Here is a 23,033-nt window from a genome sequence, read left to right as displayed (position 1 = left end):
ATCTATAAAAAAGAAGCAAATGGCGAAAATGCTGTTTGTTTCTTTTTTAACACTATAACTTCCAAATCACCGATAATTTTTGGATTTGCATCGATATATTTCGAAATTGCACCGATACCTTTCGAAATTGCTACGATAAAATCTCGACTTGCACCGAAATTGAACATAAGGAGAGGACTCACCAGCCCGGTGAGTCCTTCCTTTTTAATCTTCCATGATTTTTACATAGTAGTTACGTGTCCGCGGTCCATCGAATTCGCAGAAATAGATGCCTTGCCAGGTGCCGAGGATCGGCTCTCCATCCTCGATGATCACCATTTGCGAGCTTCCTACCGTACTCGCCTTCATATGGGATGCTGAATTTCCTTCCGCATGCTTGTATTTTGCATGTTCCCATGGATAGACTTCATCCAATCTCATCAGCATATCGTGCTTCACATCAGGATCGGCATTTTCATTGATCGTAATGCCTGCGGTCGTATGAGCGCAATAAATATAAGCCACACCATTCGCAATCCCGCTTTTTTTGATCAGTTCTTTTAAAGTGGACGACACATCAAGCATTTCATCCCGGCTATGTGTTTCTATGGATTGTTTGTAGAGCATCGCTACCTCCTCATGCTTTTCGTTATCTTTTTCCATTTTGCCTTCTCTTCAAGCTTTGCTTTCTGATCATTTTTCCGCTCAAGATAAGCAAGCTCTCGTTGCAATTTTTTATAGGATGCATATCTTTCTTCCGGCAGTTCACCGGAATCGATGGCAGCTTTCACCGCGCATCCCGGCTCATTTGCGTGCTGGCAATCCCTGAACTTACAAGTATCAGCGAGTATCTCGACATCCCGGAAGCTTTCGGATAACCCATCATTCGTATTCCACAATTGAAGCTCTCTCATACCCGGCGTATCAATCAATAATCCTCCCTGCGGCATGAGAAACAGTTCCCTGTGCGTTGTCGTATGCATTCCTTTATCGTCGCCTTCACGAATTTCCTTCACCTTCTGGATTTCTTCTCCATACAGTCGGTTCACCAGTGTCGATTTTCCAGCACCTGATGAGCCGAGCAGTGCAACAGTTTTTCCTTCTGTCAGATAAGGTGTGATTTCATCAATCCCCTCTCCCGTTTCTGAACTGATGATATGGACTGGTAATCCGAAAGCGACGGTTTCTACTTCATTTACCCGTTCCTGTACATTTTCACACAGGTCCGATTTACTAAGGACAATCACCGGGTTCGCTCCACTTTCCCACGCCATCAACAGGTAACGCTCGATCCGCCGTACATTGAAGTCTTTATTCAGCGCATTCACTAAAAACACCGTATCAATGTTCGTGGCGATGATCTGTTCTTCTGTCGTAAGTCCGGCAATCTTCCTAGAAAATTTACTGGTTCTCGGCAAGATCGAGTGGATGGTAGCTGCTCGATCATTTTGGCGGATCTGGCACATGACCCAATCTCCTACTGCTGGGTAATCTTCACGTTGAGCCGCTTCAAAATTCATCTTTCCTGAAATGGAGCCGCGGATTTCCCCATGCTCGGTTAGCAAGGTGTACATCCCTTTATGTTCCAAGGCCACTCTTCCGGGTTCATATCCTTTTTCAGTCCATTCCTTTGCTTGTTCGATACGTTCTTCATAAAAACCTAGTTGTTGTAAATTCAATTCAATTTCCTCCTATTATTAGAACAATAAATTTAAAAAACCACCGGAAAATCACCCGATGGTCTCATTGAAAACGTCAATAAATAAAAAACCATAGGCCGCGCACAGCCCATGGATCTGTTCATTCAATAGTAAGAAAATCAAATTGACGCCGTTCATCATTTGGTTACTTTTTTAACGTCCAAACGAATGAGAGTTAAAAAAGTGTCAAATCAGGAACAAGAAGTTCAAGGCACGAAGGTTTTGAGGACCGGAGTGTATGTTTCAATACATGAGGACCAGTAAAACCGAGTAACAATGAAATTCGCCGTTCATCATTTGGTTACTTTTTTAACGTCCCTATCAGGGGCTGTGCATCATATACAATTGGTGAATAGTCCATCTCAATGAATGTGTACATAATACAAAACCTCCTTCAAGTCCTTTAATCTGTTTCCATTATATGCTACCCATTTAAGAATGTAAATATTATTTACTGAATGTCTCGACAAATTGGATGATTGCCGGCCCTAAAAGAACGATGAACAAACTTGGAAAAATGAACAATACAAGCGGAAAAAGCATTTTGACAGGTGCTTTCATCGCTTCCTGTTCAGCACGCTGTTTTCTCTGATCACGCACTTCTTCGGATTGGACACGCAGGACATTGACCATCCCGATACCGAGCTTTTCAGCCTGTAAAATACTGCTGATCAAGATGTTGATTTCATCTACCGTCAGCCGCTCCCTCACTCCACGCAGTGCTTCCCTCCGTGTTTTCCCTAAACGGATTTCTTCAAGACAACGGTGAAACTCCATCGATAAGACCCCTTCTTTTTTCGAAACAACCTTACTGAGAGCGCCGTCAAATCCGAGTCCTGCTTCAAGGCTGACTGTCAAAAGATCCAAGACATCCGGAAGCTCACGTAATGCAGATTGTGAACGAGCTTTCATTTTACTCTTCAAATAATAAGGAGGAAGGATGATTGCAACCAGCATTGCGAATGACACCGACAGAATGATCCCACCCAATTTAAATCCCGATAATGCTCCCCACCCTCCGGCTAAAAACGGGATGATCAAGATCAGACCGAGCTGGATGAGGCGATACTCAAACGTTGTCATACCGAATGGATTTCCCGCCTGAAGTAATTTCACTTCAAGCTTGGCTTGTTTCTCCCCTTGCATCTTTTTCTTGAACCCTCTGCGGAAGTCTTTCCAAAGCGGGCTCAGCAAGCGGACATGTAATGGTTTTGCTGTGGCATCATTTTCATTTTCCCCAGCTTCCCCTTTTTTACCGACAAAAGCATCAAGTCTACGTTTTACAGGTTCTTTTTTTTCGCTTCGATAAACGTAAATGGAATAAAGAAACAACGTAACCGCAGCGAAGAAACTGATATACATCATCTCTTTACACCTCAATCGTCGTTACTTTTCTAATTAATATAAATCCGATGATCCCAGAAATAAGGCCGGCTCCCAACAGACCCATACCAATGATATGCGTGAACAATGTACCGATGTATTCCGGCTCGATCAGATAAAGAACCAATCCTAAAATAAGCGGAAGCAAGCCGATAACAATACCAGAAAGCTTTCCCTGTGCGGTAAGCGTGCTGATCTGTCTCTGGATTTTCGTTCTTTCACGGATGGTTTGAACGATTTTATCGAGGACAGTCGCTAAATTACCTCCCACCTGCCTTTGGATCAAGATCGCCTGGATCATTAGTTCCAAATCTTCACTAGGCATCCGCTCATATAATTCATTCAATGAATCCTCCAGTGAACTGCCGTATTGCATTTCCTTCAACACAAAACCGATTTCATTGCTAATCGGATCATCCGCTTCTTCGACAACGGTTTGCAGCGCTTGCGGAAAACTGAACCCTGCACGTAAGGAGCCAACCACCGTCGAAATCATATCTGCTAGTCCATCATTGAATTTTTGAATCCGTTTCTTTTCCTTTTTCTTGATCCACATTATCGGCAGCATATAGCCTCCGGCAGCACCGATGATAAGCATCAGAATACTGCCCGATACAAGAAAAAGAAATCCCGCAGCTAAAGCGGTTGCAATCCACCGGAACAGGATGAATTCCTCCGGCTTCAATGGAACCCCTGCTCTACGCAGCATGCTTTCAAGCTTTTTGCTTTTCTTTTTCGAGACCCTCGATCGCAGTCGCTGTTTCGATAACTGGAGCTCCAGGAATAGGTTGAACTTTTTTCGTTCCAGCTTTGATTTGTTATAGCCCGACAGATAATAATTCATCCGCTTGGTCATACGTTTGTCTGAAAGAAATGTCATGTGAAAAATTGCGTAAAAGAATAAAAAGGAAGTGAAGGATGCCAATACGATTAAATAATAATGCATCAGCCCCAGTCCTCCTCAGACACAAATACACTTGGAGGAATATCCAAACCGGATCGCTCCAACAGGTCATAAAATTTCGGCCGTACACCCGTCGGTACCAATCTGCCTTTGATTTTACCTTCTGCATCAATACCATCCTGCTGATATTCAAAAATGTCCTGTAAGACGATGACATCCCCTTCAAGACCCTGAACTTCCGTTATTTTCGTAATTTTTCTCGTACCATCCTTCAAACGAGACTGCTGGATGATCAGATCGATCGCGCCTGAAATCTGTTCTCGGATCGCTTTTACCGGAAGCTCAACCCCAGCAAGCAATACCATCGTCTCAAGACGTGAAATCATATCCCGTGGGCTGTTCGAGTGACCCGTCGCTAAGGATCCATCATGGCCGGTGTTCATCGCCTGAAGCATATCGAGAGCCTCAGCCCCACGGACCTCCCCGATGACGATCCGATCAGGACGCATACGTAATGAGTTCCGGACAAGGTCCCGGATCGCGATTTGCCCTTTTCCTTCTATATTAGGAGGACGTGATTCAAGCGATATGACGTGCGGCTGTCCGAGTTGTAGTTCCGCCGCATCCTCAATGGTGACGATCCGTTCATCATCAAAAATGAATGAAGATAGGACGTTCAGTGTGGTCGTCTTACCTGAGCCGGTTCCCCCAGAAACAAAAATATTGAGCCTCGCCTTTACGCATGCTTCAATAAATGTCGCCATTTCATGAGTCAACGTACCGAAAGAAATAAGGTCATCAATTTTGAACGGGTCTGCTGCAAATTTCCGGATCGTAAGTGTTGGTCCGTTCAATGCCAGCGGTGGAATGATTGCATTCACACGTGACCCGTCTGGCAAACGTGCGTCTACCATCGGGGAACTTTCATCAATTCGTCGTCCGAGCGGGGAAACGATCTTTTCAATGATGTTCATGACGTGTTCATCATCCCGAAAACGGATGCCCGTTAGCATCAGCTTTCCTTTCCGTTCGATGTACACCATTCCAGGTCCGTTGACCATGACTTCAGTAACCTCAGGATCCAAGAGCAGCGGGTTGATCGGACCGAATCCAGTCAAATCATGAGTGAGTTCTTCGACGACCTTCTTCCGATCAATCGCTCCCCGGAATTGCTCATCCTCTTTGATGATCTCAACCGCCATTGCATCCAAGTTTGGAATGATCGTTTCAACGTCATCGTTGCTGTTCATTTCTTCCAATATTTTTTTATGTAATCGATTTTTAAGTTCTTGATGCTTATTAAACTTCTGCTGCTCTTTTTCTTGTACTTTATCATCCTTCACTTGTTTCTTTTGCGGGCGGAAGCTGGAAACGATGTCAGGTTTTGGGCTGGTTGGTTCGCTCTGAACTTCTACTTGCTCGCCATTATTGATCTTTTCTTGGTTTTTCGCTTTAACCTTTTGAAGTAGACTCACGCTTTACCCTCCTTACTTCGTTTAGACCTTTGAAAGATTTTAGAGAGGAATGAAGGCTCAGCAGATTCATAGACTTTGATCTCTCGTCTTGAAGTAAGCTGCTCTGCCATCTTCATGACTGCCTTCGCAAGCTCGGTTTTTCCCTGGTTCACGACAAAAGGGATTCCGATATTCAACGATTGGGAGGCAATTTGAAAATCATTCGGAATATATTGAAGCTCCGAATCTTCTAAAATATCAGGGACATCAGAGGAATTGATGACACTTTCCATCGTTGAGCGATTGACCACCGTCGTCACTTTATCTTTTAAATCGATGGCACCAAGTGTCTCCAGCATAAGTTTCGTATTTTTCAATGTCGACATTTCCAGATTCGTGAGCATTAAGATTTGATCCGCTTTTTCAAGCAATGGCAGTGTCTGATCCTGCAAGCCTACTCCGGTATCTACGACGACATAATCGAACTGTGAAAGCATGAGATCAAGAATCTTGCTGATATCCTCCTTCGTCACAAGCTCTGAGTACTCCGGCCGGTCTGGAGCAGAAAGAACACGGACTCCGCTTTCATGTCTGCTGAAATAGCTTTCGAGTGTGACCTCGTCAAGATCATTGATATCCTCGATGACATCCTTCATCGTAAAAGCAGATTGCAAGTCCATGGCTAGCCCGACATCCCCAAACATATAGTCGCCATCCAGCACCCCGACTTTAATGCTTTTTTTACATAAAGCAACGGCCAAGTTGACCGTCATGATTGTACGGCCAACTCCACCTTTAGCGCTGCATACAGCAATCATCTCTCCGCGCTTTCTTTTTTGCGTCTCAGTTCGTTCATTTTTTTCAACGGTGTTAGTTATCATCCGAAGCAGCCTCCTCATCAGCCTTAACCCTGCTTCTAAGTGCGATATGTAACGGTCCCGATTCTGTCGCGTTGGCGAGTTTCACAGCTTCATTAGGCATCACTTCAAGCGTAACAGAAGTATATTCGACAAACTCTTCACCTTCAGTGGTTTCGACCATGCGTCGTCCGACCGCAAGGACTGTAACGTTTTCGACTACGATCTTTGAAACTAGTTTGTCTTTTTCTTTTACCGTGTTGATGACATCTACTTGGTCTTCAGGCTCAAGCAAATTCGATACAGATTGAGGCAAATTCACCCCGACTGAAACGGCTCTGAAACCATCACGGATCTTTCGAGAAACAAATAGTTCTTCCTCTTTTGAAGTTTGAAGGTGGTTCGTCAACATCGCTTCGCCCTGCGCAATATCCGCTGTGGAAAATTGACCTACAGCTGTATCCAGATTTGTAACTGTATTCGTGTGGATTCCTTCCTCTGGCATCAGCTTGGTTTCCAACATATCCTTTGTAATTGTGACATTCCGCTTGATCTCTTGAGCCGCCACAACAACTTCAATCTTATTTTTATTAGCGACCGTCTGCGAATCATATTGCTTCATATAATTGAAGAAAAGAATCGTCGTAATGATTCCCATGATGATCGCTAGTGTTAATACAAGTTTTGACCTCACTATGTTCACCTACTCTGTTAGTCTGATTGCAAAAGCTCCGAAATTTTCAATCGTATTATCGATAAAACCGGTGTCTGTTTGTCTGACAAACATCCCTGTAATTTCTGTACTGTTACCATTCATCGGTTCTTTAATATAAAAATGAGCGAACCCAACAACTTGGATCTTTTTCATCTGGTTTTGAGTGTGTTCATAAGGTACATAAATCGGGATCAACAAAATCCTTCCGCAATCACGAGGATTCGCCCCAGCTCTCATCTCTTCCTCTGTCACTGTACATTCGTTGACAAGATCGTTCACAACGCTTCTTGTTTTACCTGCAACGTTTCCGGTTTCTGTTTCAATAATATCCTCATATCCAACTGGATCTTGGTATCCATTTCTCAAGTTTTCCTCATAAGTTTTTGCACCAGATCCGCCAAGAGCAAGGAGTCCGAATACACCAGTATCATTTTCATGAGGACCTACTTTCAATTTATACTCATGGAATAATTGAGGATTGACATTCTTATCGATACCAAGTGGTGCTACACCGATCGCTTCACCCATCGTCCCGATTTCAGCAGCAGCATGAACCTTAACAGGAACAGACTCTTTTCCGAATATAGAAGAAAAATAAAGTGGCACCTCTTTTATCAGATCGACACCAACTTTATCTTCTAGCTCGATTTTCATGTCCTCCAGACTATCCAGTTCGGTATGCTCTGTAAGTACCTTGTTGACAACGCTACGAACCTCATCCTCATTGACTGTCAATTCCTGTGCACCGGAAAGGACCGCTGCGTTCGCCACCTTCTGCAGATGGCTTTTCGTCATAAATAAGGATCCACCGTCAATGACAAGTCCCATAATCGCAATTAAGGCTAACATGGCAAGTCCGGTTAGAACGATCGTACTGCCAGCTTCTTCTCTAAGTACTTTCAAGTTTTTCTTCATAATAACTTGCCTCCTCACTCCACTCTGATGGTCGAATCCGTTTTTACTAAGACTGGTGAAGGCAGTATTTTTGACATCAAGGGTGTAAGATAATCTACCGGATACTCGAGAGTCACAGTCATATAGTCACCTGAATCCCTTGTCGAGTCATTGGGTGAAATGTTGACCTGCAGATCTGAAGAGTCCCCGACATGAATGTAATCCCTTGCAAATTCAGTGATCGCCGCATCATCACGCCCCAGACCACCGAGGCGGACACTCTCCTGGGTCGCTAATTGAAGATGCATATATGTATACATGATCCTGCCGAAATCAAAGATCCCCATTAAAATAAGTAACAGCAATGGTAAAACGAGTGCCATTTCCACCATGGATTGCCCTTTTTCATTTTTGATCATGAAATCCACGCCTTCCCGACAAAACTAAGAATCGCTCCCCCTGCAATCGCCACTCCGTATGGATAGGTCGCTTTCATTGAATCCTTTGTTAAAGCTAACGGAACCTTTAGACCGTTCTTTTTCCCATATAGCCAGTGGAAGTAATATTTCAACCGCTTGAACGCCCCGCCACTGAAAATGATTACGCCAAGTGCCAGCAATCCGCCAAGCAACGCCATATAGATGGAGGTATTTAAAACGAATACAGGTCCCTTTAATGCTCCGATTAGCGCAAGAAGCTTCACATCTCCTGCACCCATCCCTCCCATGAAGTAAGGAATCAACAGGATACCGAACCCTAAAAGGAAACCTAATAGGGATGTCCCTAAACCCGACCAACCATTAACAATAAGATGCAAGATGAAAGAAAGGATAAGTGCAGGAAAAATCACCTTATTGTAAATGAGCCGTTTGCGGATATCCGTGATGACGCAAATGATCAGGACGATGAGTAATACAATATCGAAAATCATTCGATCCCCTCATTTCTCTTGAAAAAAGGTTGGCTCCTCGATCCGAGCCAACCCCCGTATTGATAATAATTATGGCGTTGTAGTACCGTCACCTGAGTCTGCACCTGTGATTGCTGTTTTAGCGTTTTCAAATAATGTTATTACTTCTTCACGCAACACAACCAAAGCTCCTACTGCAGCTACTGCAATAACGCCCAATACCAATCCATACTCAGTCATACCTTGTCCTTGTTCTTCTGTGATCAATGCTTTTAATTTTTCCATTATGATACTCGCTCCTTTAGATTTTTTATTTGGACGGTTTGTCCAGGTTCGATTTTCGTCTTGTGGATGGTTCCTGCTGGTATCTCGATGACAGACGTAGTCCCTTTGTGATGTTTTCCAAACTCTCCGGGACGGACGTAGCTTTCAGCTGCAACGATTTCATATTCATCATTGAGATAAAGCACGTCGATTTCGTATTTCATAAAATACGTGTGGATCGATCGACAGGGTTGTATGTGGACGGCATAACCTTCGGGAAATGATGAGGTAAACATAAGTCCTTTTAATCTTTTGAAAAATGAATATGCGGGAATGACTTTCTCCGCGATGACGATCCCGTTTGACTGGTTAATGAGTTCCACGGTTCCACCTCCTCCTTTAACAAAAAATACCCTGCCTTTCCCGAAAGCAGGGTCATACGCAAAACAAAAACACCCCTTGGATCTTTCGGTAACTGGCTGGCTTAGTGCACGTGCACCTTAGCCCCTGTAGTTTTGCGCCCCTGGCTTTCACCAGTTTTGCCTTTATCGAGATTCAGCGATGTTTGTCGTTGAATCCGATATTTTGTAACTTCATGATACGAAATGGAAAATTTTATTACATCAGTCAATATTATTAAATTTTTCTGAACATTTAGTGGATACTTGTTACTAAAATGGAGAAATTAGCATTACTATAGTTTGTCGTAATATGTAATTTATTGGTAATTAATTCTCGTTAATTAGGTAATTAGATTCATTTCTAAACCTTTTACTTAAAAGTTTTTAAAATAGAACGATATATGTTCTAATAAAGGTTGAAAAGACACCCCCATATACTTTGTACCTAAACCTTTTTCCTGGTACGAAAGAATCTGTTCTTATTTCATCTTAAATAGATCATAGATATTCAGAATCAAAAATTACAATACATTCAGGACCAACCGCTCTGTTTTTATATAAGTAAAAAACTCCCCTTTTGACAGGAGAGTTCGCTTTATGTTTTAAACTGTAGAATCACGGAATATCCAATGCCTCTTTGGCTTCCTCGATTTTCGGTTCGTTTTTCAACATCAGCATCATCAACGATTCATCATAGTAACAGCCATTGATTTTAAGCGAGCGTCTTTCCAGACCATATTCTTCAAACCCTAACTTTTCATACGACCGGATGGCTGATCGGTTTTCTGACATTACTGTTAGGAGAATCTGTTCCAAATCCTCTATTTTTTTTGCTTCTTCTACCAAATACTGCAGAAGCTTAAACCCGATGCCGTTCCGCTGGAAATGCTGCGCGACATAAACTCCTACGATATCACCTTTGTGTTTCGTTTTGTTTCGCTCTCTTTGTAAAAACGTTCCGATTCCGACGAGTTCCCTGTCGTAATACGCGCCAGCTGTAAAATGCGTATCAGGATTTTGTCCTCTTAATCGTTCCGCCACTTGTTCGGCTTTTCGTTCAATTTCTTCTTCATAAGAAGATGCAAAGGCTTCAGGAAACTTTTTCAGCCCTTCCAATCTCAGTCTAAAATAATCTTCTGCATCCTCTGGTGTCAGTTTTCGAATCTCGATCATGAGTGGCCTCCCTCTATTCGTTGATCTTCACCGCTGTTCCGTATGCTACGATTTCCGAAGCGTTCGCCATGACAGAAGACGTTTGCAGACGACAGGCAACAATCGCATTCGCGCCTTTCGCTTTTGCATCCTCAACCATCCTTGAAATCGCGATTTTACGGGCTTGCTCCATCATTTCGTTGTATTCCTGGATTTCGCCCCCTATGATCGTCTTCAGTCCTGCGAGAATGTCTTTCCCAACATGTTTGGCTTGAATAGTACTTCCTTTTACAAACCCTTTCAACTCGATGACTTCTTTACCAGGAACAGAATCAGTAGTCACTATAATCATTGTTGTTTTCCTCCTCTTTTTCTTTAATTCGTTCAATAATCAATAAAATGAACAGTGCTAGCATGGTAATTCCGTAAATGACGAACAACAAGATCGATACCCAGAAGTTGAAAAACAGGAAAACGACTGCCGCTCCCTGGAAAACGACCGTCAAAAGCAATATAAGGGATTTATATTTGGACATTTTTCACCTCATCAAAGACAAGCATTTATGAATCCGTTGTTTCACCATTTCAGGTAAAGGTTGATTGAACGCCCTCTTCAGTAAGTAAGGATTCTCGACGCCATTTTCTTTCCAGTAAGATTCGATAAGGACAGCTTTTTCCCCTTTTTTCGGAATCAATTGATAAAGAACAAACCAATCCTCCAAGGACGTATATGGAATATTTTCGTCATGATAGGCAATCGATCGTTCGTCAAATATCAATTCATAAATTCCTGAATCATGTTCCACTGCAAAACCAGCCATGAAATCGATCGTTACACCCTCTATTTGATAGGTGTTAAAATGTTTTGTTTTATATGGCGGTTTCGTCTCGCTAGGTAACTTTTCAGCAATTCGATCCAGTACATCCTTCGCTTTTTCTGTATCTTCACCTGAAATCACAAGATCCACATCACCCGGACAGACACCTAGCCCATGTTCATACAGAACATGTGACCCGCCGATCCCCCATAGGACTTCCTTTTTATTTAATTTCTGTGAAACTCTTTCTATGACAACCTTTTGCATTTACTCCACTCCTTACCAACAAGTAACCAATTGTTTATACCACTTTTACAATCCAGTAGAAAGTCAATGACAACATCATCTCTCCACTATTTGCATCATCCGCTATCAAAAAGAAGGAGCAAACCCTTACAGTAAAAATCGACAGCCACGGGAAAGCGGCGGAAAGTCTAAAGCTTAAACCTACGAATCATTCTGCATTTACAGAGACATACGATCTACAAGTAGAGAAGGTTTCAACAGGAGCCTCACATTGGTAAAATGCTGAAAAAATCGTCCCCTCTTTGCTCTCGGATGATCCATTTCATCCGGGAGCTTTCCTTTTGTCGAAATTCACGCAAAGTTTTCAGTTGACATTCTGATTAGAATGATTTAAGTTTTGTGTATAGGAAACATTTTTATAATCAGGCATATATTATGACTATCACTAAAAGTCATTTTTATTTTTTGTGAAAAAGTTGCCCGCGTACAACTTTTATTTATAAGGTGAATGTTGTTAGTTACGTACACAAGCATCAGAGCATATAAAGAATGAACGAACCAAAGACTGTTAACAGGAAGGAGTGTAACAGAATGTCAAATGCTTTAACCGTCAATAATTTGAACGTGTCTTATCTCGGTAACGTCGCTTTGACAGACGTATCGTTTCAATTAGATGAAGGAGCTCTTGTCGGGATCATCGGTCCTAACGGAGCTGGAAAATCGACGTTGATCAAAGCGATGATGGGGCTGATTCCATCCGAAACGGGCAAAGTCGAAGTTCTTGGAAAACCAGTGAAAAAAGTGAGGAAGAAAATCGCATACGTACCACAACGGAATGATATCGATTGGGATTTTCCGATCCATGTCCTCGATGCTGTCATGATCGGAACGTATCCGCATCTCGGTCTATTCAAACGCCCGAAGAAGAAAGAACGTGAGTGGGCTTACAAATGTTTAGAACGTGTCGGTATGCAGGATTACAGTAAACGGCAGATCGGAGAGCTATCAGGAGGACAGCAGCAGCGTGTCTTTTTAGCAAGAGCACTCGCCCAGCAGGCAGACATTCTCTTTTTAGATGAACCATTTGTCGGTGTTGATGTTTCAAGCGAAAACACGATCATTCAAATTTTAAAAGAACTGCAGAAAGAAGGAAAAACAACGCTGGTCGTCCACCATGACCTCAGTAAAGCGAATGTGTATTTCGATGAATTGATCTTATTGAATAAAGAGCTGATCGCTAAAGGTGATGTGACTGACGTATTAGAAGCGAACACGATTTCCAAGGCGTATGGCAATCCGCTCGCATTCATGAATAACGATATGGGAGTGAATCAGGCATGAACTTCTTTGAAGCCATCATCCACTACGAATTTTTACAGAAAGCTTTGATCACTTCCGTAATGGTAGGAATTATCTGCGGTGTCATCGGTTGTTTCATCATCTTAAGAGGAATGGCTTTGATGGGAGATGCGATTTCCCACGCAGTCCTGCCAGGTGTCGCAATCTCTTACATGCTCGGTATCAACTTCTTTTTCGGAGCGGTATTCACTGGCGTATTAACTGCCATTGGAATCGGATTTGTCAGCCAGAACAGCCGTCTGAAGAACGATACGGCCATCGGAATTCTGTTCACCTTTGCGTTTGCGGCCGGGATCATTTTAATTACCTTTATGAAAAGCAGTACAGACTTGTATCACATACTATTCGGTAACGTACTCGCTGTCCGGCCATCAGACATGTGGGTCACATTGGCCATCGGGATCCTCGTCATCGCAGGCGTTTATTTCTTTTACAAGGAGCTGCTTGTCACTTCCTTCGACGCGACGATGGCTTCAGCTTATGGTCTATCGACGAAATTGATCCATTACCTATTGATGACGATGCTCACGATGGTGACGGTCGCTTCCTTGCAAACAGTAGGAATCGTCCTTGTCGTAGCAATGCTGATCACACCGGCAGCCACGGCATACCTTTTGACTGATCGTTTATGGGTCATGATCTATCTTTCAGCAGGATTCGGTGTCCTCGCTTCTGTTATCGGATTGTATTACAGCTTTATCTATAATCTTCCATCTGGTGCGACAATCGTACTCGTATCAACAACAATGTTCATAGCGGTGTTCTTGTTGTCACCAAGGCACGGCTTCATTCGAAAAGTCATCAAATCAAGAAAAAGAACTTCATTAGCGAACTAGAGAGGGGAACATGAAAAAATGCTCAAGAAAACGTATTTTCTATTTGTAGGGGTGTTGATGGCGCTGTTACTTGCAGCTTGTAGCACCAATATTGAGGAACCACCTGATAATGGGAAGCTTCAAGTTGTGACGACCTACTCCATCCTTCAGGATATGGTCAAAAATGTGGGTGGAGATAAGGTTCAAGTCCATAGTATGGTGAAAATCGGCGCAAACCCGCATGAATATGATCCACTTCCAGAAGACGTCAGTAAAACAGCCGATGCAGATGCTGTCTTCTATAATGGTTTAAACCTCGAAGCCGGAAATTCCTGGTTTGAAAAATTACTCGGCACAACTGGAAAAGATGGTGAAGACGCACCTGTATTCAGATTAAGCGAAGGTGTCGAGCCGAAATACTTAACGTCGAAGGGTAAAGAGGGTGAAGAGGATCCTCACGCATGGCTTGATATTTCCAACGGGATTAGGTATGTCGAGAATGTGAGAGATGGTCTCATCAAGGTCGACCCGGAGAACAAAGAAACCTACGAAAAGAATGCAGAAGACTATATAAGTAAACTAGTGAAGCTGCACGAAGAAGCGAAGACCAGTTTCAGTGAGATTCCGAAAGAAAAACGCTATCTGATCACAAGTGAAGGAGCATTCAAATACTTCAGTGCTGCCTATGATATTGAAGCGGGTTACATTTGGGAAATCAACGCTGAAAATCAAGGCTCACCGGACCAAATCCGTCAGGTAGTCGACCTGATCAAAGAAAAGGATGTCAAAGTGCTTTTCCTTGAAACGAGTATCGACGCTCGCAGCATGGAAACAGTGTCTCGTGAAACAGGTGTACCGATCGGAGGTAAAGTTTTCACCGACTCCCTCGGGAAACCTGGTGAAGACGGTGACACTTACATCGATATGATGAAATGGAACATCGATACGATCAGAGAACAACTGAACAAACATTAAGAAAATCTGAAGGGATGGCTCGTCGTGAGCCATCCCTTTTCAATCCTTCAGATATCCGCTTTCTACTGCATCTTCAATGACCGCCTGGGCATATTCCCACAGGGCTTCTGACCCTTCCGCAATCGTTTCATTGCGCTTCATGACCTGTTCTTTTTTGATGTTGTGCTTTTTCCAAGCAACACCTTCAGTTGCGAAGTTGAGGAGCATCGGGTGCAGACGGTCGAGTGCCGCCGCAAACCTTGCTTCAGATGTTTCCCTGTCCTCAAATTCCCGCCAGAGTGTATAGATCATATCACCTTGATCGTCCGGTAAAATCGAGAAGATCCGCTCTGCTGCCTGCTCTTCCCTTTCGTCTTTATCTTCATACCCTTTTTCATCATACGCAAAGGTATCCCCCGCATCGATTTCTACCAGGTCGTGAATGAGGAGCATCTTTATGACATGCAGCGTGTCGATGCCCTTTTCATTGGCATACTCATCGAGAATGAGCGCCATCACAGCTAAATGCCATGAATGCTCTGCATCGTTCTCCTGACGCACTTCCCCTGTGATATGGGTTTGCCTCAATACATTTTTCAGCCTATCGATTTCGATTAAAAATCCCATCTGGTGCTGTAATCGATTGATATCCAAAACATTATCCCCCTCAGTTTCTCATTTTCTCCTCTAAATTATACACAAAGATGCTTGCAATGAGAAAGGACATCGAGGTATTGATTGCGATCATTCGCATCAAACTCGGTATTTTTATAACGGAGAATCCCTTCTTTATCCACCAAAAATACGGATCGTTTTGCAGTCTGGTTTTCTTCGTTAAAGACGCCATAATCCCTGGCCGTTTTCTTGAACCAATCCGATAAAAGCGGATAAGGCAATGTTCCAAGACTTGCAGCAAATACATTGTGCGCGTAAATGTGATCGACACTGATTGCAAGAAGTTCTGTATCGGAATTCTGAAACTCTTTGAAATCCTCTTTCCAAGAGGTGATCTCCTTAATTCAACCAGGGGTGAAATCCAACGGATAAAATGCGACTAAGACATGCTTTTTCCCTTTGAATTGGGATAAGCTGAGTTTCTCACCTGTCGTCGACGCCAGGTTGAAATCTGGAGCGGCATGTCCTACTTCCAATGATGCTCCCATTCGATAAAACCTCCTTCATTTGCAACGTTCACCTTTAAAGTATCCCTTTATTTCAAAGCTCTAAACATTGATATTTCGATTCGCTAAGACATTCGCCCCTCTCCTAAAGTGCTAAACATCATGGGTGACTCGTATACATTACTGTTAGGAAAATTTTGTTAGGAAGGTGGAATCATATGAGTATTAAATTGATCAAAATCTCAGCGGTTTACTTCGGGCTTGGTGTGCTGATCGGAATGTACATTTCGATGGAGCATGCGTTCAGTTTAACCCCAGTTCATGCACACATCAACTTGCTCGGATGGACGGCACTTACACTGGCGGGTATTATCTATCATCTTTTTCCTAAAGCCGCAGAAACACGGCTTGCTAAAATCCATTTCTGGGGTCACAATATCGGACTGCCGGTTATGATGGCTGGCCTTACCCTTTTCGTTTATGGACATGAGCAATTCGAACCCGTTATCGGTGTTGGTGCAACCATAACCGTCATCAGCATCCTGCTGTTCGTGATCAATATCTTGAAAAATGTAAATGCAGAAGGTTGAGGAAATTTCAGCTAGAATTAGTAACGTATCGATCACTGGTTCGTTGCGCTTTTTGACGGAGGAATGTCGAATGCAGTCGTTTGGCCGATAGATTCCTCTTTTTGCCGTAAACAGTACAATTGGGGCCGTATGAACAGAATTTTCCGATGAAAGAGGTGCCGCCAGTTTGGAGCACCTCCTTTATTTCGATTCAAACTGTTGAAAGACGGTGTCATGGGAAACTTTATAAAGTTCCTTGCCCGCAACCTTATTAATGATCTTCTGATTTCGGTACACTGACAAGCCAAGGTTGGTCGCTCCTGCACCATGGGAATGCTCTAGATTCGTCAATGTAAAAATATGATTCGGACGATCATCGTTGAACTGTAAGCGATAATCGAAGGTCACCTTATAGCGTTTTTCATCCTCCCACTCGATTTCATCACTGAATTTTTCGAACCACTCAGGTATGTGCGGCTTGTATCCTGTCGCGAGGACAACTATTTCAGACAGGTGTGTAAACGATTCATCCTTTTGCCAATGATGACAGGATAGCTGATAACCCGCTCCCTCGTTCGCAGGCTCGATTTTCGTCACTTCTGTCAACGGCTGTATAGTGACCTTCTTCGCATTTTCATCGACTGAACGATGATAAAGAAGATCGTAAATTTGCTTCAGTGTTTCCGGATCGATTCCTTTCCGGAGCTGACCGAGAGTTGAAAGGGCATCCTTCCGATCCTCAAAAGGTAATTGGTGGAAGTAAGCAATATAGTCAGGGGAAAAGACCTCCTGCCCAAGTTTTGCCGACTCCAGCTGCATGAACCCTGCCGATCGCGTATACCAGGTCAGTTCATAGCCTTTTTTATCCTGATCAAGTAACAGTTCGTAAAATACTTCTGCAGCACTTTGCCCCGAACCGATGACAGTAACTGATCCTGAATCCTTCGCCTTATCCTCGTAAAAGCGGTATTGACTTGAATGAAAGACATCTTCAGAAGAGCATCCATCTGCATCCATCGGCACCATCGGAACACTTCCCGTGCCCATGACGATATGCCGGGCATGGAACTTCTCGATCGCCTGAGTTTCGGTATCATTGACATGGACTTCATAAAGCTGATCGTCCTTTATGTACTCGACTCCAACGACTCTTTTTTTGAACAAACAACGTTCCAGATTCGATGCGACCCATGCTGCGTAATCACTATATTCACGCCTCGGGATATCAAACCGGTTGAAAAAGTAGAATTTAAAAAGCCGGTCCTTCTCATGAAGATAATTCAAAAAGGTATAGGGGCTTTTCGGATCTGCCAGCGTGACTAGGTCTGCGAGGAAGGGAACCTGGAGGTCAGAACCCTCTAGCAACATCCCCGGATGCCACTCGAACTTCGATGTTTGATCGAAAAACAGGGCATCGAGTTCATCAATTGGATCGATCAAGGCGGCCAACCCCAAGTTAAATGGTCCGATCCCAATTCCAATCATGTCGTAAACTTTTTTATTATTCATCTCGCCACGTCCTTTGCTTTGACTAATACAATAACTGTTGTTGAACAAGCGTTTGATTGAATCCAATATCCTTGTTGGAGAGCTGAAACATTCATTTAATCAAACATTTGATTGAGGAATGTAATGTTTGTCGAATTGGTTTCCAGCTTTAAACAAACGTTTGATTGGCGAATCGCAAATCCTGTCGATGCTATTGTTAGTGTGTTTAACAAGAAAAATTCCAGTCTTTTTTCTATATTTTCACTTAATGAACTTCTCTTAAACAAAAAAAGATCGACATCCTCCCGGATGTCGATCATACCATTTATTCTCCATTTGTTTCTTCTGCATCTTCAGCTTCCGTATCTTCAGGTGTGTAACCTTCATTGTAGGCTTTTACAACCTCACCTGCAATCTCAACATTCACGTGACCACTGTTGAGATTTGGGACAACAACAGAAAAGGCGACTTCTGGATTATCGTAAGGTGCATATCCGATAAACGTCAGGTTGTAAGCACCAGGTCCAACTATTCTCTGCGCAGTCCCTGTCTTACCAGATATCATCGTATTTTTCAACTCTCGTGCAGTTCCTCTTGAGCCATGCGTAACCATGTAAAATCCTTCTTTGACTCGGTTGATTTCTTCTTCAGTGTTGTCGATAGTGTTAATGACTTTCGTTTTAAACTTGGATACGAGTGGTCCAAGTTCTTCTGTTCCTGTTGAATAACGAACTTCTTTCAATAGATGTGGCTGAACTCGATGCCCTCCGTTGGCAATAGTTGATGCGTACTGTGCCATTTGTATTGGTGTGTACGTATCAAACTGCCCAATTGTATAGTTGAACAAATTACCAGCTTCAGTAGTTTCTATATTACCTTCATAACCAAGTGCTTCTTCAGGTAGGTCGATGCCGGTCTTTACTCCCATACCCACTGAACTATAAACGTCTCGTAATTTTTGAAACGTCTCATAATACTTGGGACGTTTATTTACACTTGCCCTGTAATATCCGCCAATATCGGAAATCCCGAACCCTGCATATCTGCCGATGCCAACACCCATGTATACGTTGGAGGACTGTTCTAACGCCTGTTTATCATTAACAACGCTAATATTATTATTTCCATATGAACTGAAAGGTTTTCTACCTTGCAAATGAACCGGCTTATCATTAATGACAGGTGCCCCTCCCATTTGGTGCATCGCGAGTACAGTGGCTCCTTTAACGGTCGATCCCATTTCAAAAGCTTTTTGCAGTGTGGCATAGGAGTCATCCGTAAACTTTCCGTTCTCATATTCTCTACCTACCATAGCGAGGACTTCTCCAGTGTTCGGGTCCATCATGACTACATAAGCACTGTTTACTGGACCATCGCCTCTGCCACGCGCAAGTGAAATCTTTTCTTCTAAAATTTTTCCGATTTTATTTTGTAGATTCATATCAACCGACAAAACGAGGTCATGTCCGCGTGTCCCTGTTGTAATTTCAGGAGCTCCGATGGGCTTTCCGTCTTTCGTGGTCGTGAATGTATAGGTCTTATCTTTCCCTTTTAATAGACCTTCATATTGCGTTTCAAGGTAACTCGTACCCACTAAATTGTTCCTTGCGTATCCTTTTAACAGATAATGATCGACTCGGTCGGCTGGGATCGACTTGATACTCCCAAAGAAAAATTCCTCACCTCGAGGGTAAGCACGTGTTGCAGTAGATGCAATTCCGAAGCGTCCTTCAAGTTCTCCAAGGTGCTCCCCGATTACGGCCATTTCCTTTTCAGTCAAACCCGTTTTCACAAACGTGACATCAAGGTTAGTTGCCCTGTCCAGTTCCCGTTTGACGGCGAGGATTTGTTCTTGCTCTTCATCCTCTTTTAAAGGTTTAAGGTCCTCTTCCGTAATCCGATCGAGGACTAATTTATATTTCTCACTATCCTCAATTTCTTTTGAATTCAATTCTTCTTCTGTCAGTTTCATTTCATATGCTTTGAATGCTCCTGCTGGTGTTTTTCCTTGCTTAAGAACCCAATAATCCTGCCAGTCTCGCTTAGTGATTTTCCCAGTGGGCATTTTAACCAATGAAGCAATTTTCTCAGCATATTTCAAATGCTCTTCCGCTGACGTTCCCTGAATGCGTATATATGTCAATGCGAATGACGGTATATTTGTGACCACAAGTTCTCCGTGCCGGTCAAACATTTTCCCACGCTCTGTCTGCACAGAGGCTTCTATATTCGTTGTCATTTCGGACTGCGTCTTAAAGTATTCCCCGTTTACAATTTGGACGAACCCTAACCTTATGATCAATATTGTAAATAAAATAAACACAACCATAAAAAGCAGATTGAGCCTTGCTGGGAGGAATTTTTTCTTCTTCTTTTTATTTTCGTTATCCATCCCGTCACTCCCCTTTTTTAACACGATATTCTAGTACTATTATAGACGCTAATGCATGGTAAATGTTGCATTTTTGTATTATTTTTTACAAACACATGTCAAAAAACGAAAAAGAATACTTTAGTACTAGACAAAAAACTGCCTCTTTTCAGAGACAGTTTCAACTCTTCAGTATTCAAGAATTTCCTGCTTCTTCTTAACTTGAGGTTTGATCATTTGTGCTTTTTCATCCCAGACGAAAACGACTCGAACTCTTGGTAAAACTCAGCGGTCAATCTCCACTTTTATGATGACATCCGGAAGGTGCTGTCCGAATAATGCCCGGATCCGAACAGGTTCGCTGCTTTTTCCTCTTGTGCTGTCCCAATTAGACCCGTTTTCGAACCCGATCTAGTATAAGAAAAACCTATCGCAGCACATGCGATAGGTCACTTTATCAAACTTCGAGATGTACGAGTCCGTATTTGGCTGCTGGCTCTTCGCTTCGTTTTGCCCACCATTGGTTGCCGTAGTCGAAATGCCACCATTCAGCAGGATAGTTTGTGAATCCTGAAGAGGTCATCACATGGTTCAATAACTTGCGATTTTTAAGAAAGGTTTCCTCTTCCTCACTCAGTTTTTCACCATCTGCTTTCTTTTCATCATAATAATGTGTCCAGGCTTGTTCGTTAAAATCATCGAACTCTGTCCCCATCGGAAGTGGATCACCATTTCCATCAACGACCGTCACATCCACTGCGCCGCCAGTAATATGCGGTGCAGGTGCCGCTTCACTTTCTGAAGGATAGGATACAAATTGACGGGTCCCTTCACGAAGTCTTTCCTCCGACCATTCCGGATGTTCCTGCGAAAGCTTCATCAGATAGGAATCATAGAGTTGCTTTTGCACGGCGAACGGTCTCCACCCATCCCAAATCATCAGTTTATGACCATTTGGCAGATTTCTAGCCGCATCCACCAGTTTGATCGCTACCTCACGCCGAACATAACAGTCGTTCAATGCACCTGGAAGACCCATTTCGTGATATTGAGGTACAACTACCAGCAATTCAGAATCTACATTCTTCAAAGAGATGAGCTCTTCCTTGTTTTCTCTGATCGGTACCTGCTTCCAATCCTCCAGCGGCTGAACATGTGGTACGGGATAGTCGTTTCGATTCATTGAGAAAAGCCTCCATTCTTACGGACTACTTGCTTATGTAAATCATGCTGTAAATTTTTTAAAGTTTAGTAAAGTATTCGTTTCAGATGTAAGTTTTTGTTGGTCTATCATTCTTCTGCCCTAGTCATACAAAACCAAAACCTGAACCTGCCAACCAAGCAAAAATCAGGCCATAAATCACGATATTACTTATTTCGGTTAAACCTTTCCAACTTCCTGCTTTAAAACTTATAAGTGCAGCAAAAAACCCGGCATAGTGCCGGGTTTTCATACAAGTGCTTATTGATTCGATCCTAGCTTACTTTTGGATCCGCCTTTTCCTCCGCTATGGAGTGCAAAAAGGTTCGAGTCGACAGAGAATGTCAGGGACTCACGCTCGCGTTCTCTCTTAAGCGCCAGCTGGATCATATCACTCGTCAATTCCTTGAACGATTTCCCTGTAGGTTCCCAAAGATAGAATGATAGAGATCCTGGAATCGTGTTGATTTCATTTACATACACATTTTCAGTCGTCTTATCGATTAAAAAGTCAATACGAGAAACACCAGAGCAGCCTAGTGTCTGGAAGGTCTCCTTCGCAAGTGTTTGCACCTCGGCTGTCTTTTCTTCTAAGAGCTCTGCAGGGATTTTCCGGTTCGTGCTTTCCATCCCTTTAGAAGCGCTACCGCCTTTTGAAGAACCGCCTCCACTTTGATATTTATCTTGATAGGTAAGGATATCTGTACTGCTTAATACTTCTTCGCAGACTGAGCTTTCGGCTTCTTCATAATCACCTAAAACGGAGCAGTTGACCTCTTGCAAGCTCGTCACCATTTTCTCGACGACGATCTTTGTTGCGAATTCCATTGCAAGTTCAACAGCTTCTTCAAGCTCTTCACGATTGGTCGCTTTGCTTATTCCGACACTGGAACCGAGGTTTGCAGGTTTTACGATGACTGGATAGCTCAGTTCACCTTCGATTTTAGCGACAAGTGCCTCCTGGTCGTTCATCCATTTGGATGAATAGAACCATACATAGTCCAGAATCGGCAGACCTGAATCACGTAAAATCTGCTTCATCATCACTTTATCCATGCCGACTGCAGAGGAGAACACATCACATCCAACATAAGGAATCCCATGAAGCTCGAAGAATCCTTGTAAAATCCCGTCTTCCCCAAACGTACCGTGGATGACAGGGAAAGCAACATCGATCTCTGAGATGAGTTTTTTACTGAACATGCCTGTTGTGTGTTTGTTGATGACAGGACGGCCTTGCTCATTCGTCGTGATCGTGATCCTCTCGCATTGCTTCAATAGTTCACTCAGATTTTTGTAATTTTCAATTTCTAAAAGCGCTTCGCCAGTATACCAGTTCTTATTTTTGCTGATATAGATCGGTATCGGTTCATAACGGTCACGATCCATCGCGTTGATCGCTTGCAGCGCTGAGATCACCGATACCTCATGTTCTACTGATACGCCGCCAAAAAAGACGCCCACTTTGATTTTCATTC

The 23,033-nt window shown here is 43.0% G+C and carries 27 protein-coding genes and 1 riboswitch; of the genes, 4 read left to right on the top strand and 23 right to left on the bottom strand.

Going from position 1 to position 23,033, the window contains the following annotated elements:
• Window positions 1–2 precede the first annotated feature (2 nt).
• From KOL94_RS20565 to KOL94_RS20485, 17 genes are all read right to left on the bottom strand, one after another.
• Entirely contained in the window at window positions 3–167 is a 165-nt protein-coding gene (locus tag KOL94_RS20565; protein WP_221568535.1) for a hypothetical protein, read from the bottom strand.
• 37 nt (window positions 168–204) lie between these two features.
• Window positions 205–642 (bottom strand): secondary thiamine-phosphate synthase enzyme YjbQ, encoded by a 438-nt coding sequence (locus tag KOL94_RS20560; protein ID WP_260412566.1) that lies wholly within the window; start codon window positions 640–642, stop codon window positions 205–207.
• The gene (rsgA, locus tag KOL94_RS20555) at window positions 609–1,658 is read right to left on the bottom strand and encodes a ribosome small subunit-dependent GTPase A (protein ID WP_260412565.1); all 1,050 of its coding nucleotides are present in this window, start codon (window positions 1,656–1,658) and stop codon (window positions 609–611) included. Before rsgA ends, KOL94_RS20560 begins: the two co-directional genes overlap by 34 nt.
• A gap of 468 nt (window positions 1,659–2,126) precedes the next feature.
• The gene (locus KOL94_RS20550; RefSeq protein WP_221568534.1) at window positions 2,127–3,044 is read right to left on the bottom strand and encodes a type II secretion system F family protein; all 918 of its coding nucleotides are present in this window, start codon (window positions 3,042–3,044) and stop codon (window positions 2,127–2,129) included.
• A 4-nt stretch (window positions 3,045–3,048) separates the two neighbouring features.
• Window positions 3,049–4,008, bottom strand: a complete 960-nt coding sequence (locus KOL94_RS20545) for a type II secretion system F family protein (protein WP_221568533.1) — start codon at window positions 4,006–4,008, stop codon at window positions 3,049–3,051.
• The gene (locus KOL94_RS20540) at window positions 4,008–5,441 is read right to left on the bottom strand and encodes a TadA family conjugal transfer-associated ATPase (protein WP_221568532.1); all 1,434 of its coding nucleotides are present in this window, start codon (window positions 5,439–5,441) and stop codon (window positions 4,008–4,010) included. Before KOL94_RS20540 ends, KOL94_RS20545 begins: the two co-directional genes overlap by 1 nt.
• Window positions 5,438–6,301, bottom strand: a complete 864-nt coding sequence (locus tag KOL94_RS20535) for a CpaE/TadZ family protein (RefSeq protein WP_221568531.1) — start codon at window positions 6,299–6,301, stop codon at window positions 5,438–5,440. The genes KOL94_RS20540 and KOL94_RS20535 overlap by 4 nt, the downstream gene beginning before the upstream one ends.
• The gene (gene cpaB / locus KOL94_RS20530) at window positions 6,291–6,971 is read right to left on the bottom strand and encodes a Flp pilus assembly protein CpaB (protein ID WP_221568530.1); all 681 of its coding nucleotides are present in this window, start codon (window positions 6,969–6,971) and stop codon (window positions 6,291–6,293) included. The genes KOL94_RS20535 and cpaB overlap by 11 nt, the downstream gene beginning before the upstream one ends.
• 9 nt (window positions 6,972–6,980) lie before the next feature.
• Complete coding sequence (locus KOL94_RS20525; protein ID WP_260412564.1) at window positions 6,981–7,907, bottom strand: Tad domain-containing protein; 927 nt, start codon at window positions 7,905–7,907, stop codon at window positions 6,981–6,983.
• 14 nt (window positions 7,908–7,921) lie between these two features.
• Entirely contained in the window at window positions 7,922–8,305 is a 384-nt protein-coding gene (locus tag KOL94_RS20520; RefSeq protein ID WP_221568529.1) for a TadE/TadG family type IV pilus assembly protein, read from the bottom strand.
• Window positions 8,302–8,817 (bottom strand): A24 family peptidase, encoded by a 516-nt coding sequence (locus KOL94_RS20515; protein WP_221568528.1) that lies wholly within the window; start codon window positions 8,815–8,817, stop codon window positions 8,302–8,304. Before KOL94_RS20515 ends, KOL94_RS20520 begins: the two co-directional genes overlap by 4 nt.
• Window positions 8,818–8,886: 69 nt before the next feature.
• Window positions 8,887–9,081 (bottom strand): Flp family type IVb pilin, encoded by a 195-nt coding sequence (locus tag KOL94_RS20510; protein WP_260412563.1) that lies wholly within the window; start codon window positions 9,079–9,081, stop codon window positions 8,887–8,889.
• Window positions 9,081–9,443, bottom strand: a complete 363-nt coding sequence (locus KOL94_RS20505) for a DUF192 domain-containing protein (RefSeq protein WP_221568527.1) — start codon at window positions 9,441–9,443, stop codon at window positions 9,081–9,083. The genes KOL94_RS20510 and KOL94_RS20505 overlap by 1 nt, the downstream gene beginning before the upstream one ends.
• A gap of 84 nt (window positions 9,444–9,527) precedes the next feature.
• A riboswitch (cyclic di-GMP riboswitch) is annotated at window positions 9,528–9,614 on the bottom strand.
• Window positions 9,615–10,076: 462 nt separating this feature from the next.
• The gene (locus KOL94_RS20500; protein ID WP_221568526.1) at window positions 10,077–10,634 is read right to left on the bottom strand and encodes a GNAT family N-acetyltransferase; all 558 of its coding nucleotides are present in this window, start codon (window positions 10,632–10,634) and stop codon (window positions 10,077–10,079) included.
• Window positions 10,635–10,647: 13 nt separating this feature from the next.
• The gene (locus tag KOL94_RS20495) at window positions 10,648–10,965 is read right to left on the bottom strand and encodes a YbjQ family protein (protein WP_221568525.1); all 318 of its coding nucleotides are present in this window, start codon (window positions 10,963–10,965) and stop codon (window positions 10,648–10,650) included.
• Window positions 10,946–11,149 (bottom strand): hypothetical protein, encoded by a 204-nt coding sequence (locus tag KOL94_RS20490; protein WP_221568524.1) that lies wholly within the window; start codon window positions 11,147–11,149, stop codon window positions 10,946–10,948. The genes KOL94_RS20495 and KOL94_RS20490 overlap by 20 nt, the downstream gene beginning before the upstream one ends.
• Before the next feature lie 3 nt (window positions 11,150–11,152).
• Window positions 11,153–11,698 carry a hypothetical protein gene (locus KOL94_RS20485; protein WP_221568523.1) on the bottom strand — a complete coding sequence of 182 codons (546 nt, stop codon included), beginning with the start codon at window positions 11,696–11,698 and terminating at the stop codon, window positions 11,153–11,155.
• 570 nt (window positions 11,699–12,268) lie between these two features.
• Here KOL94_RS20485 and KOL94_RS20480 point away from each other — a divergent pair.
• The 3 genes from KOL94_RS20480 to KOL94_RS20470 are packed head-to-tail and all read left to right on the top strand — an operon-like array spanning window position 12,269 to window position 14,826.
• Complete coding sequence (locus KOL94_RS20480) at window positions 12,269–13,018, top strand: metal ABC transporter ATP-binding protein (protein WP_221568522.1); 750 nt, start codon at window positions 12,269–12,271, stop codon at window positions 13,016–13,018.
• Window positions 13,015–13,872 carry a metal ABC transporter permease gene (locus KOL94_RS20475; protein ID WP_221568521.1) on the top strand — a complete coding sequence of 286 codons (858 nt, stop codon included), beginning with the start codon at window positions 13,015–13,017 and terminating at the stop codon, window positions 13,870–13,872. The genes KOL94_RS20480 and KOL94_RS20475 overlap by 4 nt, the downstream gene beginning before the upstream one ends.
• A gap of 18 nt (window positions 13,873–13,890) precedes the next feature.
• Window positions 13,891–14,826, top strand: a complete 936-nt coding sequence (locus KOL94_RS20470; RefSeq protein ID WP_221568520.1) for a metal ABC transporter substrate-binding protein — start codon at window positions 13,891–13,893, stop codon at window positions 14,824–14,826.
• Between the two features lie 39 nt (window positions 14,827–14,865).
• Here KOL94_RS20470 and KOL94_RS20465 read toward each other — a convergent pair whose 3' ends face one another.
• The gene (locus KOL94_RS20465) at window positions 14,866–15,459 is read right to left on the bottom strand and encodes an HD domain-containing protein (RefSeq protein WP_260412562.1); all 594 of its coding nucleotides are present in this window, start codon (window positions 15,457–15,459) and stop codon (window positions 14,866–14,868) included.
• Between the two features lie 38 nt (window positions 15,460–15,497).
• Window positions 15,498–15,968: a redoxin domain-containing protein gene (locus tag KOL94_RS20460; protein ID WP_260412561.1), complete on the bottom strand. Its 471-nt coding sequence runs from the start codon at window positions 15,966–15,968 to the stop codon at window positions 15,498–15,500.
• Window positions 15,969–16,144: 176 nt separating this feature from the next.
• Between KOL94_RS20460 and KOL94_RS20450 the strand changes: the two genes are divergently transcribed.
• A complete protein-coding gene (locus KOL94_RS20450) occupies window positions 16,145–16,516 on the top strand; it encodes a cbb3-type cytochrome c oxidase subunit I (RefSeq protein ID WP_221568518.1) in 372 nt (123 codons plus the stop codon).
• A 180-nt stretch (window positions 16,517–16,696) separates the two neighbouring features.
• Here KOL94_RS20450 and KOL94_RS20445 read toward each other — a convergent pair whose 3' ends face one another.
• The 4 genes from KOL94_RS20445 to KOL94_RS20430 all read right to left on the bottom strand — a co-directional run bounded on the left by KOL94_RS20445 (window position 16,697) and on the right by KOL94_RS20430 (window position 23,031).
• Window positions 16,697–18,004 carry a lysine N(6)-hydroxylase/L-ornithine N(5)-oxygenase family protein gene (locus KOL94_RS20445; protein ID WP_221568517.1) on the bottom strand — a complete coding sequence of 436 codons (1,308 nt, stop codon included), beginning with the start codon at window positions 18,002–18,004 and terminating at the stop codon, window positions 16,697–16,699.
• A 304-nt stretch (window positions 18,005–18,308) separates the two neighbouring features.
• Window positions 18,309–20,375 (bottom strand): peptidoglycan D,D-transpeptidase FtsI family protein, encoded by a 2,067-nt coding sequence (locus tag KOL94_RS20440; RefSeq protein WP_221568516.1) that lies wholly within the window; start codon window positions 20,373–20,375, stop codon window positions 18,309–18,311.
• A gap of 436 nt (window positions 20,376–20,811) precedes the next feature.
• The gene (locus KOL94_RS20435; RefSeq protein ID WP_221568515.1) at window positions 20,812–21,537 is read right to left on the bottom strand and encodes a M15 family metallopeptidase; all 726 of its coding nucleotides are present in this window, start codon (window positions 21,535–21,537) and stop codon (window positions 20,812–20,814) included.
• Between the two features lie 279 nt (window positions 21,538–21,816).
• Window positions 21,817–23,031 (bottom strand): D-alanine--D-alanine ligase family protein, encoded by a 1,215-nt coding sequence (locus tag KOL94_RS20430; protein WP_221568514.1) that lies wholly within the window; start codon window positions 23,029–23,031, stop codon window positions 21,817–21,819.
• Window positions 23,032–23,033 lie beyond the last annotated feature (2 nt).

The organism is Alkalihalobacillus sp. TS-13 (assembly GCF_019720915.1).
Taxonomy (GTDB): domain Bacteria; phylum Bacillota; class Bacilli; order Bacillales; family Fictibacillaceae; genus Pseudalkalibacillus.
This window is presented reverse-complemented; position numbering and strand designations above follow the sequence as displayed.